The sequence below is a fragment of the Dryocola sharpae genome (assembly GCF_051307055.1).
Lineage (GTDB): Bacteria > Pseudomonadota > Gammaproteobacteria > Enterobacterales > Enterobacteriaceae > Dryocola.
This window is the reverse complement of the sequence record NZ_CP149994.1, coordinates 643375-659093: the sequence shown is the minus strand read 5'-3', so window position 1 is coordinate 659093 and position 15719 is coordinate 643375. Positions and strand designations below refer to the sequence as shown.

Below are 15719 nucleotides of genomic sequence, written 5' to 3'. Positions count from 1 at the left end.
TACTTTAAGAGGTGCAAAGTGTTCAAAAAATTACTGCCGCTGCTCATACTCATCGCCGCTCCTGCTTTCGCTAAACCCCTGCTCACCGTTTATACCTATGATTCGTTTGCCGCTGACTGGGGGCCGGGCCCTGCGGTAAAAAAAGCGTTTGAAGCCGACTGTAACTGCGAGCTGAAATTCGTCGCCCTTGAAGACGGCGTGTCGCTGCTCAACCGCCTGCGCATGGAAGGTAAAAACAGCAAAGCCGACGTGGTGCTGGGTCTGGACAACAACCTAATTGAAGCCGCTTCGCAAACCAAACTTTTCGCCCCGAGCGACGTCGACACCAGCGCCCTGAAAATCCCCGGCGGCTGGAAGAACGATACCTTCGTTCCGTTCGATTACGGCTACTTCGCTTTTGTTTATGATAAAAACAAGCTGAAAAACCCGCCGAAGAGCCTGAAAGAGCTGGTAGAAAGCGAGCAGAAATGGAAGGTGATTTATCAGGACCCGCGCACCAGCACGCCGGGCCTGGGCCTGCTGCTGTGGATGCAAAAAGTCTATGGCGACAAAGCGCCCGCCGCCTGGGCGAAGCTCGCAGGCAAAACCGTCACCGTCACCAAAGGCTGGTCTGAAGCCTACGGCCTGTTCCTGAAAGGCGAAGGCGATCTGGTGCTTAGCTACACCACCTCGCCGGCCTACCACATCATCGAAGAGAAAAAAGATAACTACGCCGCGGCGGATTTCAGCGAGGGGCATTATCTGCAGGTGGAAGTAGCCGGTCGTCTTGCCGCCAGCAAACAGCCGGAGCTTGCGGAAAAATTCATGAAGTTCATCACCCGGCCAGGCTTCCAGGACGCCATTCCAACCGGCAACTGGATGTACCCGGTTACCGACGTGAAATTACCCGAAGGTTTTAGCAGCATCAAAAAACCGCAAACCTCGCTGGAATTCACGCCGAAGGAAGTCTCCGATCTCCGAGCAAGCTGGATTAGTGCATGGCTTCGCGCCGTCAGCCGCTAATCCCCGGCTGGCTGTTTCCAGGGCTGATCGCCGCCACGCTGGTGGTGGCGGTAGCCCTGGCAGCCTTTCTGGCGCTGTGGTTTAACGCGCCGCAAAGCGATCTCCGGGGGCTTACCCAGGACAGCTACCTGTGGCACGTGCTGCGCTTCTCGTTCTGGCAGGCGTTTCTCTCAGCTGTACTTTCAGTGCTTCCGGCGATTTTCCTTGCGCGCGCGCTCTACCGCCGCCGCTTCCCGGGCCGTCTGGCTCTGCTGCGTTTATACGCCATGACGCTGGTGCTGCCGGTGCTGGTGGCCGTCTTCGGCATTCTGACCGTTTACGGGCGCGTCGGCTGGCTGGCCTCGCTTTGCGCCTGGCTGGGCGTAGAGTGGACGTTCTCGCCGTATGGTCTGCAGGGAATATTGCTGGCGCACGTCTTCTTTAATTTACCGATGGCGACGCGGCTTTTGTTGCAGGCGCTGGAGAACATTCCCGGCGAACAGCGGCAGCTCGCCGCGCAGCTTGGCATGCAGGGCTGGAACTTCTTCCGCTTTGTAGAGTGGCCGTGGCTACGTCGCCAGATCCTCCCGGCAAGCGCGCTTATTTTTATGCTCTGCTTTGCCAGCTTTGCCACCGTCCTTTCCCTTGGCGGCGGGCCGCAGGCGACGACCATCGAACTCGCTATTTTCCAGGCGCTGAGCTACGACTACGATCCTGCCCGCGCGGCGCTCCTCGCGCTGGTGCAAATGTTCTGCTGTCTTGGCCTGGTGCTGCTCAGCCAGCGGCTCAGCAAAGCGATTCCCGTCGGCGCAGGTCAGGTTCAGGGCTGGCGGGATCCGCAGGACAGTTTGCGCCGCAGGCTGTGCGATGGCGCGCTAATCATCCTCGCGCTGTTGCTGTTGCTGCCGCCGCTGTTAGCGGTAATCATTGATGGCATTAATAGCGGATTCAGCGCCGTGCTCTCGCAGCCGGTGCTCTGGCAGGCGCTTGAAACCTCGCTGAGGATAGCCGTTGCCGCCGGCGTTATCTGCGTAATCATCACCATGATGCTGCTGTGGAGTTCACGAGAACTACGCCTGCGTAACCGCGCCTTTGCCGGGCAAACGCTGGAGCTGAGCGGCATGTTAATCCTCGCCATGCCGGGCATCGTGCTGGCGACCGGCTTTTTCCTGCTGCTGAACAATACGGTCGGCCTGCCGCAGTCTGCCGACGGCATCGTGATTTTTACCAACGCGCTGATGGCTATTCCCTACGCGTTAAAAGTGCTGGAAAACCCCATGCTGGACGTAGCCGGACGCTACGGAAAGCTCTGTCAGTCGCTGGATATTAAAGGCGTTCAACGCCTGCGCCTTATCGAATTAAGAGCGCTGAAAATCCCGCTGTCGCAGGCGCTGGCCTTTGCCTGCGTGCTGTCGATTGGAGATTTTGGGGTAGTGGCGCTGTTTGGCAATGAAGATTTCCGCACGCTGCCGTTCTACCTTTACCAACAAATTGGTTCCTACCGCAGCGAGGCCGGCGCCGTGACCGCGTTTATCCTGTTGATGCTGTGCTTTGCTTTATTCACCCTGATTGAAAAACTCCCGGGACGCCATGCTAACGCTGACTGATGTAACCTGGCTTTATCGCCATTTGCCGATGCGCTTCTCGCTTAACGTGGCGGCGGGAGAACGCGTCGCAGTGCTGGGGCCAAGCGGCGCCGGGAAAAGCACCCTGTTGAGTCTGATTGCCGGTTTTCTGACACCCGCAAGCGGAGAAATAAGCTTGTGCGGTGAAAACCATACCCGGACCGCCCCCGCCCGACGTCCCGTTTCCATGCTGTTTCAGGAGAACAACCTGTTCACTCACTTAAGCGTGCGGGAAAATATCGGGCTGGGCATCAATCCGGGGCTGAAGCTCAATCAGGAACAACGCGAGCGGCTTGAAAAGATTGCCGGACAAATGGCGATCGCCGATTTGCTGGATCGCCTGCCCTCACAGCTTTCTGGCGGCCAGCGGCAGCGCGTTGCCCTCGCCCGCTGCCTGGTGCGTAAACAGCCCATTTTGCTGCTTGATGAGCCGTTTTCCGCCCTCGATCCGGCGCTGCGCCTTGAAATGCTGCAGCTGCTGGACGAGGTGTGCCAGCGGCAACAGCTTACCCTGCTGATGGTTTCCCACAGCGTTGAAGACGCGGCGCGCATCGCCGAAAGAAGTCTGGTGGTGGTGGATGGCCGCATAGCCTGGGACGGCGAAACGGCAACGTTGCTGAGCGGCGAAGCGAGCGCCTCATCGCTGCTGGGAATAACGGCTCAGGCCTGAGCCGTAAGCACTTTCCAGAGAATTTTAAGCCAGACAGGCATCAGCGGGTGCGTCTGCAGCGCCACGACGCTGCCGATCGCCAGCGCCAGCGTAACGGGCGCAAGCCAGTGCAAACGCGCGCGCGGCAGATAGCGGGTCAATTTGTCGGCGCCGGACTTTCCGCTGCGCCACCAGCGCCAGCAGAGCCATGCCGCAAGCCAGACCAGCAATGCCACGGCCAGCAACAGCCATTTAAAGCTGCTGCTTTGCATCGCCGCGGGGATGTCGATGGCCGCGCCGGCCAGAATGCCCGGCATAAAATAAAGCGGCGGCCAGAACAGGCAGCCGATGATATTAGGCAGGATAAATTTCGCGACGGGCAGATCCAGCATCCCCGCCACCATCGGCACCAGCGGACGCGTCGGGCCAATAAAGCGGCCAATCAGAATGGTAAACATGCTGTGCTGATGCAGCGCATGCTCGGTTTTATCGAGCAACGCCTTATTTTTCTTCATAAACGACCAGCGATGCAGCGGCCCTTTAAAACGTCCGCCCAGCCAGAACGAAAGCCAGTCCCCCAGCAGGCAACCCACGCTTCCCGCCGCCCAGGCATGATAGAAGTTAACTTCTCCACCGCCAATCAGCGCGCCAAGCCCCGCCATCATGACCGTGCCCGGTAAAATCAGCCCCACCAGCGCCAGCGACTCAAGGAAGGCCACCAGCATCACCGCGATAAGCGAATACGCCACTGACTGTGTAATGAAGTGTTCCAGCAAAGCTTCCATAACGCATCCGACGAGAAACGAGTGGGCGATTCTGCTGAGTGATTACATCATCGTCAAGCCAACAATTGTATGGATAAATGATACAGGCCGACGACAAACCTCATGCCTTGCGAAGGTATAAAAGATACCGCCCGAAAATTAACAGGGAAATCAATCCGTTGATTTTCGGCAGACCGCCACAAAGAAGGAAAAACCACGCTTTTCCCTTCTTTGTCAGCGCCGCCTGATAGCGCTTATTCGCAGCCCGCCCGGAATTCACTCGGGCTTGCCCCGGTACACTTTTTAAAGACGCGTGAAAAGTAGAGCTGATCTTCGAACCCAACGTTGCGCCCCACGCTTGCAATCGGCATACGCGTGGTGCTGAGCAGCAGTTTCGCCTGGCTGATGCGCTGATCTTCGCGCCAGCTTAAAACGCTGACCCCAAGCTGCTGGCGAAAAAGGTGGGAGAGCCGGGAAGGCGATAAACAGACGTGCTGCGCCACGCTTGCAATGTCGAAATGGCTGTCGGCAAGGTGGTCGCTAATGTACTGGCAGGCATCGCGCACGCGGTTATCCAGCGGCGGGTTGAGCGAGGCGCTCAGCGCTTCCATGCGCCGCAGCAAAAGCTGCTCAAGAAGATTTATCGCCAGCAGTTCCGCGTAGCGTCCTTCGGCCTGACCCGCGTCGATAATCTGCTGAAAAAGCTGCGAGAACCCCTGCTGATGGGCATCGTCCGGGCGATAAAATCCCGTATGGGCGAAAATGGGTTCCCAGTTCAGCCACTCCTGCCAGTAGGCGCGTGGACGAAAGTACACCCACTGGTGATACCACTCTTTACTGTCCGGCGCGCGGCCGTAATGGTGCACCTCCCCGGGCGGGAACAGCAGCATATCACCCGGACGGCAAACATAATTCTTCCCCTGATTATTGATAACCCCTTCGCCGCGCACGGTGAGATTGAGGATATAGCCTTTCATGCCCAGCGGCCGGTCGATAAAAAAATCGAGCGGCCCCAGCGCCTCGATCGGCGTCAGCCCTGCCACCAGATGCGCATTAAAAGAGTAGCCGGGCAACAGGGGATCGTTTTGTAGTTCAGGCATCATGAAGCTCGCTTTTCATCAGAGATAATAGAAACAATTTGTCCATATCCATGCATTACCACCCAGGCCGCTCGGCTACATTTCAACAAACAGGCTGATTTTTATCATAAAGCCGCATTCTGCAAGCGCCTACGCTTTTTAACCGGCCAGCATATCTTTTTATGAAGAGAACCAAAGTGTCTATAAGCGCGGCAGGAAAGTCCACATCGAATATTTGCGGGGCGTCACATTTCGCGCGCCCATAGCGATTTTATCCATAACTACAGCGATTACGACCTGACCCTTTTTTGCTGCAAAACCTACTGTTCACTGCATGATTATTTGACCTTCTGGAGTAAAAAAATGTCGATTGCGCTGGGCCTCGATTTTGGCAGCGATTCTGTGCGCGCCTTAGCAGTAGATTGTGAAAACGGCGCCGAACTGGCCACAAGCGTGGAGTGGTATCCCCGCTGGCAGGAAGGCCGCTACTGCGATGCCGCCAGCAACCGGTTCCGCCATCATCCGCAGGATTACATTGAGTCAATGGAGCAGGCGCTAAAAGCGGTGCTAAACGAGCTAACGGCCGAGCAGCGCGACGCTATTTGCGGCATTGGCGTGGACAGCACGGGCTCAACGCCCGCGCCGATAGACGCCAACGGCAACGTGCTGGCGCTGAATCCGGAATTCGCCGACAACCCGAACGCCATGTTCGTGCTGTGGAAAGATCACACCTCGGTCGAAGAAGCCGAAGCTATTACCCGCCTGTGCCATACGCCCGGGAAAAATGATTACTCACGCTATATCGGCGGCATTTATTCCAGCGAATGGTTCTGGGCCAAAATCCTGCACGTTACCCGTGCGGACAGCCAGGTCGCTCAGGCCGCGGCTTCGTGGATTGAACTTTGCGACTGGGTGCCCGCCCTGCTTTCCGGCACCACTCGCCCGCAGGATATACGTCGCGGACGCTGCAGCGCGGGCCACAAATCGCTCTGGCACGAGGAGTGGGGCGGCCTGCCTCCCGCCAGCTTCTTTGATGACCTTGATCCGATAATCAACCAGCACCTCGCTTACCCGATGTTCACCGAGACCTGGACTGCCGATATTCCGGTAGGCAACCTTTGCGCTGAATGGGCTGAACGCCTTGGCCTGCCGCAAAGCGTGGTGATTTCCGGCGGCGCGTTTGACTGCCATATGGGCGCCGTCGGCGCAGGCGCGCAGCCGAACACGCTGGTAAAAGTCATCGGCACCTCCACCTGCGACATTCTGATTGCCGACAAGCCAACCGTAGGCGAGCGCGCCGTAAAAGGCATCTGCGGACAGGTAGACGGCAGCGTGGTGCCTGATTTTATCGGCCTCGAAGCCGGGCAGTCCGCCTTTGGCGATATGTATGCCTGGTTTGGTCGCGTGCTCGGCTGGCCGCTGGAACAGCTGGCGCAACAGCATCTCGAACTGCGCAGCCAAATCGACGCCAGCAAAAAACAGCTTCTGTCGGAACTGACCGAAGCCTGGGCAAAAAATCCCTCTCTGGAACATCTGCCGGTGGTACTTGACTGGTTTAACGGCCGCCGCACCCCGAACGCCAACCAGCGCCTGAAAGGCGTGATTACCGATTTAAATCTGGCAACCGACGCTCCGGCGCTGTTCGGCGGATTGATTGCCGCCACGGCATTTGGCGCACGCGCCATTATGGAGTGCTTCACCGAACAGGGCATCCCGGTCAACAACGTGATGGCGCTGGGCGGCATTGCTCGTAAATCCCCGGTCATCATGCAGGTGTGCTGCGACGTGCTGAACCGCCCGCTGCAGATTGTCGCCTCCGACCAGTGCTGCGCCCTTGGCGCGGCGATATTTGCCGCCGTTGCCGCAGGCAAGCATGCGGATATCACGCAGGCGCAGCAGGCGATGGCGAGCCCGGTCGAAAATACGCTCCAGCCCATCGGGCAGCGCGCTGAACGTTTCGAACAGCTTTACCGCCGTTACCAGCAGTGGGCTATCAGCGCGGAACAGCACTACCTCCCTTCAGTCCCTGTAACGGCTCCGACCGCAAAACAGACTGCGACGACTCTTTAAGGACATTACGATGAACATTTTTGAACAGTATGAAGTGTGGTTTGTTATCGGCAGCCAGCATCTTTACGGCGCCGAAACGCTGCGCCAGGTGACGCAAAACGCCGAACATGTAGTAAACGCGCTGAATAAAGAGGCTAAGCTGCCGTGCAAACTAGTGCTTAAACCCCTCGGCACCACGCCGGACGAAATCACCGCGATTTGCCGCGACGCCAGCTACAACGATAAATGCGCCGGCATGGTGGTGTGGCTGCATACCTTCTCTCCGGCCAAAATGTGGATTAACGGCCTGAGCATCCTTACCAAACCGCTGCTGCAGTTCCACACCCAGTTTAATGCGCAGATCCCGTGGGGCAGCATTGATATGGACTTTATGAACCTGAACCAGACCGCGCACGGCGGCCGCGAGTTCGGCTTTATCGGCGCGCGTATGCGCCAGCAGCATACCGTTGTCACCGGCCACTGGCAGGATCCGCAGGCGCACAAACGTATCGGCGCCTGGATGCGTCAGGCCGTCTCGAAACAGGATACCCGCCAGCTGAAAGTGGTGCGTTTTGGCGACAACATGCGCGAAGTTGCGGTCACCGACGGCGATAAAGTTGCCGCACAAATGAAATTCGGCTTCTCGGTCAATACCTGGGCGGTGGGCGATCTGGTGGCGGTGGTTAATGCCGTCGGCGATGGCGACGTGAATGCGCTGGTAGACGAATATGAAAGCAGCTATCGCCTGACGCCGGCTGCACAGCTGAACGGCGAAAAGCGTCAGAACGTACTGGATGCGGCCCGCATCGAACTGGGTATGAAGCGGTTCCTCGAAGAGGGCGGATTCCATGCCTTCACCACGACTTTTGAAGATCTGCACGGCCTCAAGCAACTGCCGGGCCTTGCCGTTCAGCGCCTGATGCAGCAGGGCTACGGCTTCGCGGGAGAAGGCGACTGGAAAACCGCCGCCCTGCTTCGCATCATGAAAGTGATGTCCAGCGGCCTGGAAGGCGGCACCTCCTTTATGGAGGACTATACCTACAACTTTGAGAACGGCAACGACATGGTGCTCGGCTCGCACATGCTGGAAGTTTGTCCTTCTATCGCGCTTGCGGAAAAACCTATTCTCGATGTGCAGCATCTGGGCATTGGCGGCAAAGCCGATCCGGCGCGGCTGATCTTCTCCACCCAGACTGGCCCGGCGGTAAACGCGAGCTTAATCGATCTGGGCGATCGTTTCCGCCTGCTGGTGAACTGCGTGGATGCCGTGGAAACCCCGCATCAGCTGCCAAAACTGCCGGTCGCCAACGCGCTGTGGAAGGCGCAGCCGGATCTGCCTACCGCATCCGAGGCCTGGATTCTGGCGGGCGGCGCGCACCATACCGTCTTCAGCCAGTCGCTAACGCTTGACGACCTGCGCCTGTTCTCTGAGCTGCACGGTATCGAACTTACCATTATCGACAACGAGACTCGCCTGCCCGCGTTCAAAGACGCCCTGCGCTGGAACGAGGTTTATTACGGCTTTAAACGCTAAATCTGCCACGACGGTAACTTTGTAGGGTGGGTAGGCAACGCGTTACCCACCGAATCTTTTCACTGCGGTGGATGGCGCTGACGGCTGTCCACCCTACGAATCAGTTAGGGCGAGAACATAATGTTAGAAGATCTGAAACGCCAGGTGCTGGAAGCCAATCTGGCTTTACCGCAGCACAATCTGGTGACGCTGACCTGGGGCAACGTCAGCGCGGTCGATCGCGAAAGCGGCGTGCTGATCATCAAGCCGTCAGGCATTGATTACGGCGTTATGACCGCCGAAGATATGGTTGTGGTGAGCCTGGAAACGGGTGAAGTGGTTGAGGGCAATAAGAAGCCGTCGTCGGATACGCCGACCCATCGCCTGCTGTATCAGCGCTTTTTGCATATTGGCGGCATCGTTCACACCCACTCGCGCCATGCCACTATCTGGGCGCAGGCCGGGCAATCTATTCCGGCCACCGGCACCACCCACGCCGATTACTTTTACGGCACGATCCCATGCACGCGTAAAATGACCGACGAAGAGATAGGCGGCGATTACGAATGGCAAACCGGCGAGGTAATCGTAAAAACCTTTGCCGAGCGTGAAATAGATGCGCTGCAGATGCCCGGCGTGCTGGTGCATTCCCACGGCCCGTTCGCCTGGGGCAAAGATCCGCTGGACGCCGTGCATAACGCGATCGTGCTTGAGGAGGTCGCCTACATGGGGATTTTCTGTCGCCAGCTGGCGCCGGAATTACCCGATATGCAGCAAACATTGTTAGATAAACATTATCTGCGTAAGCACGGCGCTAAGGCCTATTACGGACAGTAAGCACTGTATATAAAAGCAGTAAACCCCGGCAAAGTGGTCTATAATCAGACCACTTTTCCTTTTATGAGAATACAGCGTGTCGCAAGCTCGGCAGGGGTTTCTGTTAACGCGCCACTGGCGTGATACCCCGCGTGGTACAGAGGTGGATTTCTGGCTGGCGACGAACGACGGCCCGGTTAAAGTGCGCCTGCCGTATCAGGAATCCGTGGCTTTTATTCCGCAGTCGCAGCAAAGCGAAGCCGCACGCCTGCTCGTCGGTGAACGCGAGGCACGCCTTGCCCCGCTCCCCTTAAAAGATTTCCATCGCCAGCCCGTCTGCGGCCTGTATTGCCGCCAGCATCGCCAGATAATGCGCCTGGAAAAGCTGCTGCGCGACGGCGGCGTAAAGGTGTATGAAGCCGATATCCGGCCGCCGGAACGCTTTTTGATGGAGCGTTTTATTACCGCTCCCGTCTGGTTTAGCGGCGAGGAGCGCAACGGCGAAATAACCGAAACGCGCCTTAAGCCATGCCCCGGGTATCGTCCTGCGCTGAAATGGGTTTCGCTGGATATTGAAACCAACCGCCACGGCGAGCTGTACTGCATCGGGCTTGAAGGCTGCGGGCAGCGAATCGTCTATATGCTCGGGCCGGAAAACGGCGATGCCAGCGGGCTGGATTTTACCCTTGAGTACGTTGCCAGCCGTCCGCTGTTGATTGAAAAACTCAACGCCTGGTTTGCCCGGCACGACCCCGATGTGCTGATCGGCTGGAACGTGGTGCAGTTTGACCTGCGCATGCTGCAAAAGCTGGCTGACCGCTATCAGGTGCCGCTGCGTCTCGGGCGTGGCAACAGCGTGCTGGAATGGCGCGAGCACGGCTTTAAACAGGGCGTGTTTTTTGCGCAGGCGCCCGGACGGGCAATTATTGACGGCATCGAGGGATTGAAATCGGCTTTCTGGAATTTCTCTTCCTTTTCACTTGAGGCTGTTTCACAGGAGCTGCTCGGTGAAGGCAAGTCGATAGATAATCCCTGGGACAGGATGGACGAAATCAACCGCCGCTTCGCGGAGGATAAGCCCGCGCTGGCGAAGTACAACCTCAAAGATTGCGAACTGGTGACAAGAATTTTCCACAAAACCGAGCTTATGCCATTTCTGCTGGAGCGCGCCACGGTTAACGGCCTGCCGCTGGACAGGCACGGCGGCTCTGTCGCAGCTTTCAGCCACCTTTATATTCCGCGCATGCACCGTGCCGGCTATGTCGCCCCGAATCTGGGCGAAGTTCCGCCGCAGGCAAGCCCTGGCGGCTATGTCATGGATTCGCGTCCCGGCCTTTATGATTCGGTGCTGGTGCTTGATTATAAGAGCCTGTATCCGTCAATCATTCGCACCTTCCTTATCGATCCGGTTGGTCTGATCGAAGGCATGGCGCATCCCGATCCGCAGCAGACCGTGGAAGGTTTTCTTGGCGCTCATTTCTCCAGAACCACGCACTGCCTGCCGGAAATTGTCGGCCAGATCTGGCACGGCCGCGACGAGGCGAAACGTCACGGGAATAAGCCGCTCTCCCAGGCGTTAAAGATCATTATGAACGCCTTTTACGGCGTGCTGGGCACCAGCGCCTGCCGCTTCTTTGATCCACGCCTCGCATCGTCGATCACTATGCGTGGTCATCAGATCATGCACAAAACCAAGGAATTGATCGAATCCCAGGGCTTTGACGTGATTTATGGCGATACCGATTCCATCTTTGTCTGGCTGAAAAAAGCCCATTCGGAGGAAGATGCCGCGCGCACGGGCAGACAGCTGGTCAGCCACGTGAACGCCTGGTGGACAACGCATCTGCAGGAGACGCAGCAGCTAACCAACGCGCTTGAAATTGAGTTTGAATCCCATTTCTGCCGCTTCCTGATGCCCACCATTCGCGGCACGGTAGAAGGCAGTAAAAAGCGTTATGCCGGGATGATTCAGGAAGGCGAAAAACAGCGCATGGTGTTTAAAGGGCTGGAAACAGTGCGTACAGACTGGACGCCCCTCGCCCAGCGGTTCCAGCAGACGCTTTATCTGCGCGTGTTCCGCAAGGAGCCCTATCAGGATTATATTCGTGAAACGATAGCCAGCCTGATGGCGGGCGAACTCGACGACCAGCTTGTCTATCGCAAAAGGCTGCGTCGCCCGCTGAGTGAATATCAAAAAAACGTGCCGCCGCACGTGCGCGCCGCGCGCCTGGCCGATGAACATAATCAGCGCCTGGGACGTCCAGCCCAGTATCAAAATCGTGGAACCATCAAATATGTAATGACGTTAAGCGGCCCGGAACCGGTGGATTACCAGCGCTCCCCGCTTGATTACGATCACTACCTCACCCGGCAGCTTCAGCCGGTGGCGGAAGGAATTTTACCTTTCCTTGAGGATGACTTTGCTACACTGATGACAGGGCAACTGGGGCTATTTTGAAGGGGAAGAATTTGACGGTGACGAACGCGTTTGCTTCCAGTACCATAGCGCCCTCCTGAAACATCCATACACCTGCTACCCAACTACCGCCCACTTTTGCGCGCGGTTGTTATGCTATTGCCTGCAAATCTTAGTAACTGATAATAGAGCCGAAATCTTATGCCTTTTATACTTGGTCAACGTTGGATCAGCGATACCGAAAGCGAACTGGGACTGGGAACCGTCGTCGCAGTAGACCCAAGGATGGTTACCCTGCTTTTTCCTGCCACCGGTGAAAATCGTCTGTATGCCAGAAATGACTCGCCTGTCACCCGCGTGATGTTTAATCCGGGCGATACCGTCACCAGCCATGAAGGCTGGCAACTAAAAGTTGATGAAGTTAAAGAAGAAAACGGCTTACTTTCCTATATCGGCACCCGTCTGGACACCGAAGAAGCGGGCACCGTGCTGCGCGAAATTTTCCTCGACAGCAAGCTGGTCTTCAGCAAGCCGCAGGATCGTCTGTTTGCCGGTCAGATTGACCGCATGGACCGTTTTGCCCTGCGTTTTCGCGCACGTAATTATCAGAGCGAACAGTACCGCCAGCCGTGGAGCGGCCTGCGTGGGATGCGCACCAGCCTGATCCCGCACCAGCTGAATATCGCCCACGATGTGGGTCGTCGTCATGCGCCACGCGTTTTGCTGGCGGACGAAGTAGGCCTGGGTAAAACCATCGAAGCCGGGATGATCCTGCATCAGCAGCTGCTGGCCGGTAGCGCAGAGCGCGTCCTGATCGTGGTGCCAGAAACCCTCCAGCACCAGTGGCTGGTTGAAATGCTGCGTCGCTTTAACCTGCGTTTCGCCTTGTTTGACGACGAGCGCTATGCGGAAGCCCAGCACGACAGCGACAACCCTTTCGAAACCGAACAGCTGGTTATCTGCTCCCTGGATTTCGTGCGCCGCAGCAAGCAGCGTCTTGAACACCTTTGCGAGGCCGGATGGGATTTAATGGTCGTTGATGAAGCGCATCATCTTGTGTGGAGCGAAGATGCGCCAGGCCGCGAATACCAGGCTATCGAACAGCTTGCCGAACATGTACCCGGCGTACTGCTGTTAACCGCAACGCCTGAACAGCTGGGAATGGAAAGCCACTTCGCTCGTTTGCGCCTGCTGGATCCGAACCGTTTCCACGATTTCGAACAGTTTGTGGAAGAGCAGCAAAACTACCGTCCGGTGGCGGATGCCGTAGCGCTGCTTCTGGCCGGCAACCGTCTCACCAACGATCAGCTAAACGCCATGGGCGAGCTTATCGGCGAGCAGGATATCGAACCGCTGCTGCAAACCGCCAACGGCAATCGCGAAGGCAGCGAGGCCGCGCGTCAGGAACTGATTTCCATGCTGATGGACCGTCACGGCACCAGCCGCGTGCTGTTCCGTAACACCCGTAACGGCGTGAAAGGCTTCCCGAAACGCGAGCTGCACACCATTCGTCTGCCGCTGCCGACGCAGTATCAGACGGCGATCAAAGTCTCCGGCATTATGAGTGCCCGTAAATCCGTTGAGGATCGCGCCCGCGACATGCTGTATCCGGAGCAGATTTATCAGGAGTTTGAAGGCGACAGCGGTACGTGGTGGAACTTCGATCCGCGCGTTGAATGGCTGATGGGCTACCTGACAAGCCACCGCTCGCAAAAGGTGCTGGTGATTTGTGCGAAAGCCGCCACCGCGCTGCAGCTGGAGCAGGTCCTGCGCGAGCGCGAAGGCATTCGCGCAGCCGTGTTCCACGAAGGCATGTCGATTATCGAACGTGACCGCGCCGCCGCCTGGTTTGCAGAAGAAGATACCGGCGCGCAGGTGCTGCTGTGTTCTGAAATCGGCTCCGAAGGCCGCAACTTCCAGTTTGCAAGCCAGCTGGTGATGTTCGATCTGCCGTTTAATCCGGATCTGCTGGAACAGCGTATCGGGCGTCTGGACCGTATCGGCCAGGCGCATGACATTCAGATCCACGTGCCGTACCTCGAGAAAACCGCGCAGTCGGTGCTTGTACGCTGGTATCACGAAGGTCTGGACGCTTTTGAGCATACCTGCCCGACGGGTCGCGCGATTTATGACAACGTTTATAAGCAGCTGATTGAATACCTTGCCGCGCCTGAGAATACCGAGGGTTTCGACGCGTTAATCAAGCAGTGCCGCGAGCAGCACGATGCGCTGAAGCTTCAGCTTGAGCAAGGCCGCGACCGCCTGCTGGAAATCCACTCCAACGGCGGCGAAAAATCCCAGGCGCTGGCCGAAGCGATTGCAGAGCAGGACAGCGATACCGGGCTTGTAAACTTCGCCCTCAATCTGTTTGATATCGTCGGGATTAATCAGGACGATCGCGGCGACAACATAGTCGTGCTGACCCCGTCCGATCATATGCTGGTGCCAGACTTCCCGGGTCTGCCGGAAGATGGCTGCACTATCACGTTTGAACGTGATGTGGCGCTGTCGCGTGAAGACGCGCAGTTTGTGACCTGGGAGCACCCGATCATTCGCAACGGCCTGGATCTGATCCTTTCCGGCGATACCGGCAGCTGCGCCCTGTCGCTGCTGAAGAATAAAGCGCTGCCGGTGGGCACGCTGCTGCTGGAGCTGGTGTACGTCGTGGAGGCGAAAGCGCCGAAGCAGCTACAGCTCAACCGCTTCCTGCCGCCGACGCCGGTTCGTATGCTGGTGGATAAAAACGGCACTAACCTCGCAGGCCAGGTGGAGTTTGAAAGCTTCAACCGCCAGCTAAGCGCGGTGAATCGTCATACCGGCAGCAAGCTGGTGAATGCGGTGCAGCAAGAGGTGCATGCCATCCTGCAGTTAGCCGAAGCGAAAGTGGCGGCGGCGGCCCAGGCGCTAATTACGGCGGCGCGCGACGAGGCGGACGAGAAGCTCAGCGCGGAACTGTCCCGTCTTGAGGCGCTAAGAGCCGTTAACCCTAACATTCGCGATGACGAGCTGGAAGCGGTCGAAACTAACCGCCAGCAGGTGCTGGAGAGCCTCGCGCAGGCTAACTGGCGGCTGGACGCGCTGCGTCTGATCGTGGTGACGCACCAGTAATGATAATGGAACCCTACAACCCACCAGCCGATCCCTGGCTGGTCATCCTTTATCAGGATGAGCATATTATGGTGGTCAATAAGCCATCGGGCCTGCTGTCCGTGCCCGGGCGTCTTGATGAGCATAAAGACAGCGTGATGACGCGCATTCAGCGCGACTTCCCGCTGGCGGAATCGGTGCATCGCCTGGATATGGCCACCAGCGGCGTGATTGCGGTGGCGCTGACCAAAGACAGCGAGCGCGAGCTGAAACGTCAGTTCCGCGAACGCGAGCCGAAGAAGCAATATGTGGCGCGGGTGTGGGGCCATCCGCAACCCGAAGAGGGTCTGGTGGACTTACCGCTGATTTGCGACTGGCCGAACCGGCCTAAGCAGAAGGTATGTTATGAAACGGGGAAATCTGCGCAGACGGAATATCAGGTGCTGGAGTATGCGACGAATAATACGGCCCGCGTGCTGCTAAAACCCATTACCGGCCGCTCGCACCAGCTTCGCGTGCATATGCAGGCGCTGGGGCATCCTATTCTTGGGGATCGTTTCTATGCAACGCCTGAGGCGCGGGCGTTAGCGCCGCGTTTGCAGCTGCACGCAGAATCGCTGACCATTACCCATCCGGCTTACGGCACGCCGATGACCTTTCGCGCCCCGGCTGATTTCTGATTGCGCTCTAAGGTGGATGGCGCTAAAGCTTATCCACCCTACAGGGCTAAGATTTTGCAG

The 15719-nt window shown here is 57.6% G+C and carries 11 protein-coding genes; 9 read left to right on the top strand and 2 right to left on the bottom strand.

Going from position 1 to position 15719, the window contains the following annotated elements:
* The first annotated feature begins 18 nt into the window (after positions 1-18).
* From thiB to thiQ, 3 genes are read left to right on the top strand one after another with little or no spacing between them, the layout of a single operon-like run.
* Positions 19-1002 (top strand): thiamine ABC transporter substrate binding subunit, encoded by a 984-nt coding sequence (gene thiB / locus WLO31_RS03160; RefSeq protein ID WP_435929067.1) that lies wholly within the window; start codon positions 19-21, stop codon positions 1000-1002.
* Complete coding sequence (gene thiP / locus WLO31_RS03155; protein ID WP_435929066.1) at positions 978-2588, top strand: thiamine/thiamine pyrophosphate ABC transporter permease ThiP; 1611 nt, start codon at positions 978-980, stop codon at positions 2586-2588. The genes thiB and thiP overlap by 25 nt, the downstream gene beginning before the upstream one ends.
* Entirely contained in the window at positions 2572-3276 is a 705-nt protein-coding gene (gene thiQ / locus WLO31_RS03150; protein ID WP_435929065.1) for a thiamine ABC transporter ATP-binding protein ThiQ, read from the top strand. Before thiP ends, thiQ begins: the two co-directional genes overlap by 17 nt.
* On the opposite strand, the gene WLO31_RS03145 is transcribed toward thiQ, so the two are convergent.
* Both WLO31_RS03145 and araC read right to left on the bottom strand, forming a co-directional pair.
* Positions 3267-4040, bottom strand: a complete 774-nt coding sequence (locus WLO31_RS03145; RefSeq protein WP_435929064.1) for a DedA family protein — start codon at positions 4038-4040, stop codon at positions 3267-3269. The two genes, thiQ and WLO31_RS03145, sit on opposite strands and share 10 nt — an antisense overlap.
* Positions 4041-4273: 233 nt before the next feature.
* A complete protein-coding gene (gene araC, locus WLO31_RS03140) occupies positions 4274-5119 on the bottom strand; it encodes an arabinose operon transcriptional regulator AraC (protein ID WP_435930493.1) in 846 nt (281 codons plus the stop codon).
* A 342-nt stretch (positions 5120-5461) separates the two neighbouring features.
* On the opposite strand from araC, the gene araB reads away from it, so the two are divergent.
* From araB to rluA, 6 genes are all read left to right on the top strand, one after another.
* Positions 5462-7168, top strand: a complete 1707-nt coding sequence (gene araB / locus WLO31_RS03135; protein WP_435929063.1) for a ribulokinase — start codon at positions 5462-5464, stop codon at positions 7166-7168.
* Positions 7169-7178: 10 nt separating this feature from the next.
* Entirely contained in the window at positions 7179-8681 is a 1503-nt protein-coding gene (gene araA, locus WLO31_RS03130) for an L-arabinose isomerase (RefSeq protein ID WP_435929062.1), read from the top strand.
* 120 nt (positions 8682-8801) lie between these two features.
* Positions 8802-9497: an L-ribulose-5-phosphate 4-epimerase gene (gene araD / locus WLO31_RS03125; RefSeq protein WP_435929061.1), complete on the top strand. Its 696-nt coding sequence runs from the start codon at positions 8802-8804 to the stop codon at positions 9495-9497.
* Positions 9498-9573: 76 nt separating this feature from the next.
* The gene (polB, locus tag WLO31_RS03120) at positions 9574-11934 is read left to right on the top strand and encodes a DNA polymerase II (RefSeq protein ID WP_435929060.1); all 2361 of its coding nucleotides are present in this window, start codon (positions 9574-9576) and stop codon (positions 11932-11934) included.
* A 159-nt stretch (positions 11935-12093) separates the two neighbouring features.
* A complete protein-coding gene (rapA, locus tag WLO31_RS03115; RefSeq protein WP_435929059.1) occupies positions 12094-15000 on the top strand; it encodes an RNA polymerase-associated protein RapA in 2907 nt (968 codons plus the stop codon).
* Positions 15000-15659, top strand: a complete 660-nt coding sequence (rluA, locus tag WLO31_RS03110; protein ID WP_435929058.1) for a bifunctional tRNA pseudouridine(32) synthase/23S rRNA pseudouridine(746) synthase RluA — start codon at positions 15000-15002, stop codon at positions 15657-15659. The genes rapA and rluA overlap by 1 nt, the downstream gene beginning before the upstream one ends.
* Positions 15660-15719: the final 60 nt, after the last annotated feature.

Excerpts from the sequence above, each read along its gene's own strand:
- thiP (WP_435929066.1), top strand. The coding sequence starts at position 978 with ATGGCTTCGCGCCGTCAGCCGCTAATCCCCGGCTGGCTGTTTCCAGGG.
- thiQ (WP_435929065.1), top strand. The coding sequence starts at position 2,572 with ATGCTAACGCTGACTGATGTAACCTGGCTTTATCGCCATTTGCCGATG.
- WLO31_RS03145 (WP_435929064.1), bottom strand. The coding sequence starts at position 4,040 with ATGGAAGCTTTGCTGGAACACTTCATTACACAGTCAGTGGCGTATTCG.
- araC (WP_435930493.1), bottom strand. The coding sequence starts at position 5,119 with ATGCCTGAACTACAAAACGATCCCCTGTTGCCCGGCTACTCTTTTAAT.
- araB (WP_435929063.1), top strand. The coding sequence starts at position 5,462 with ATGTCGATTGCGCTGGGCCTCGATTTTGGCAGCGATTCTGTGCGCGCC.
- araA (WP_435929062.1), top strand. The coding sequence starts at position 7,179 with ATGAACATTTTTGAACAGTATGAAGTGTGGTTTGTTATCGGCAGCCAG.
- araD (WP_435929061.1), top strand. The coding sequence starts at position 8,802 with ATGTTAGAAGATCTGAAACGCCAGGTGCTGGAAGCCAATCTGGCTTTA.
- rapA (WP_435929059.1), top strand. The coding sequence starts at position 12,094 with ATGCCTTTTATACTTGGTCAACGTTGGATCAGCGATACCGAAAGCGAA.
- rluA (WP_435929058.1), top strand. The coding sequence starts at position 15,000 with ATGATAATGGAACCCTACAACCCACCAGCCGATCCCTGGCTGGTCATC.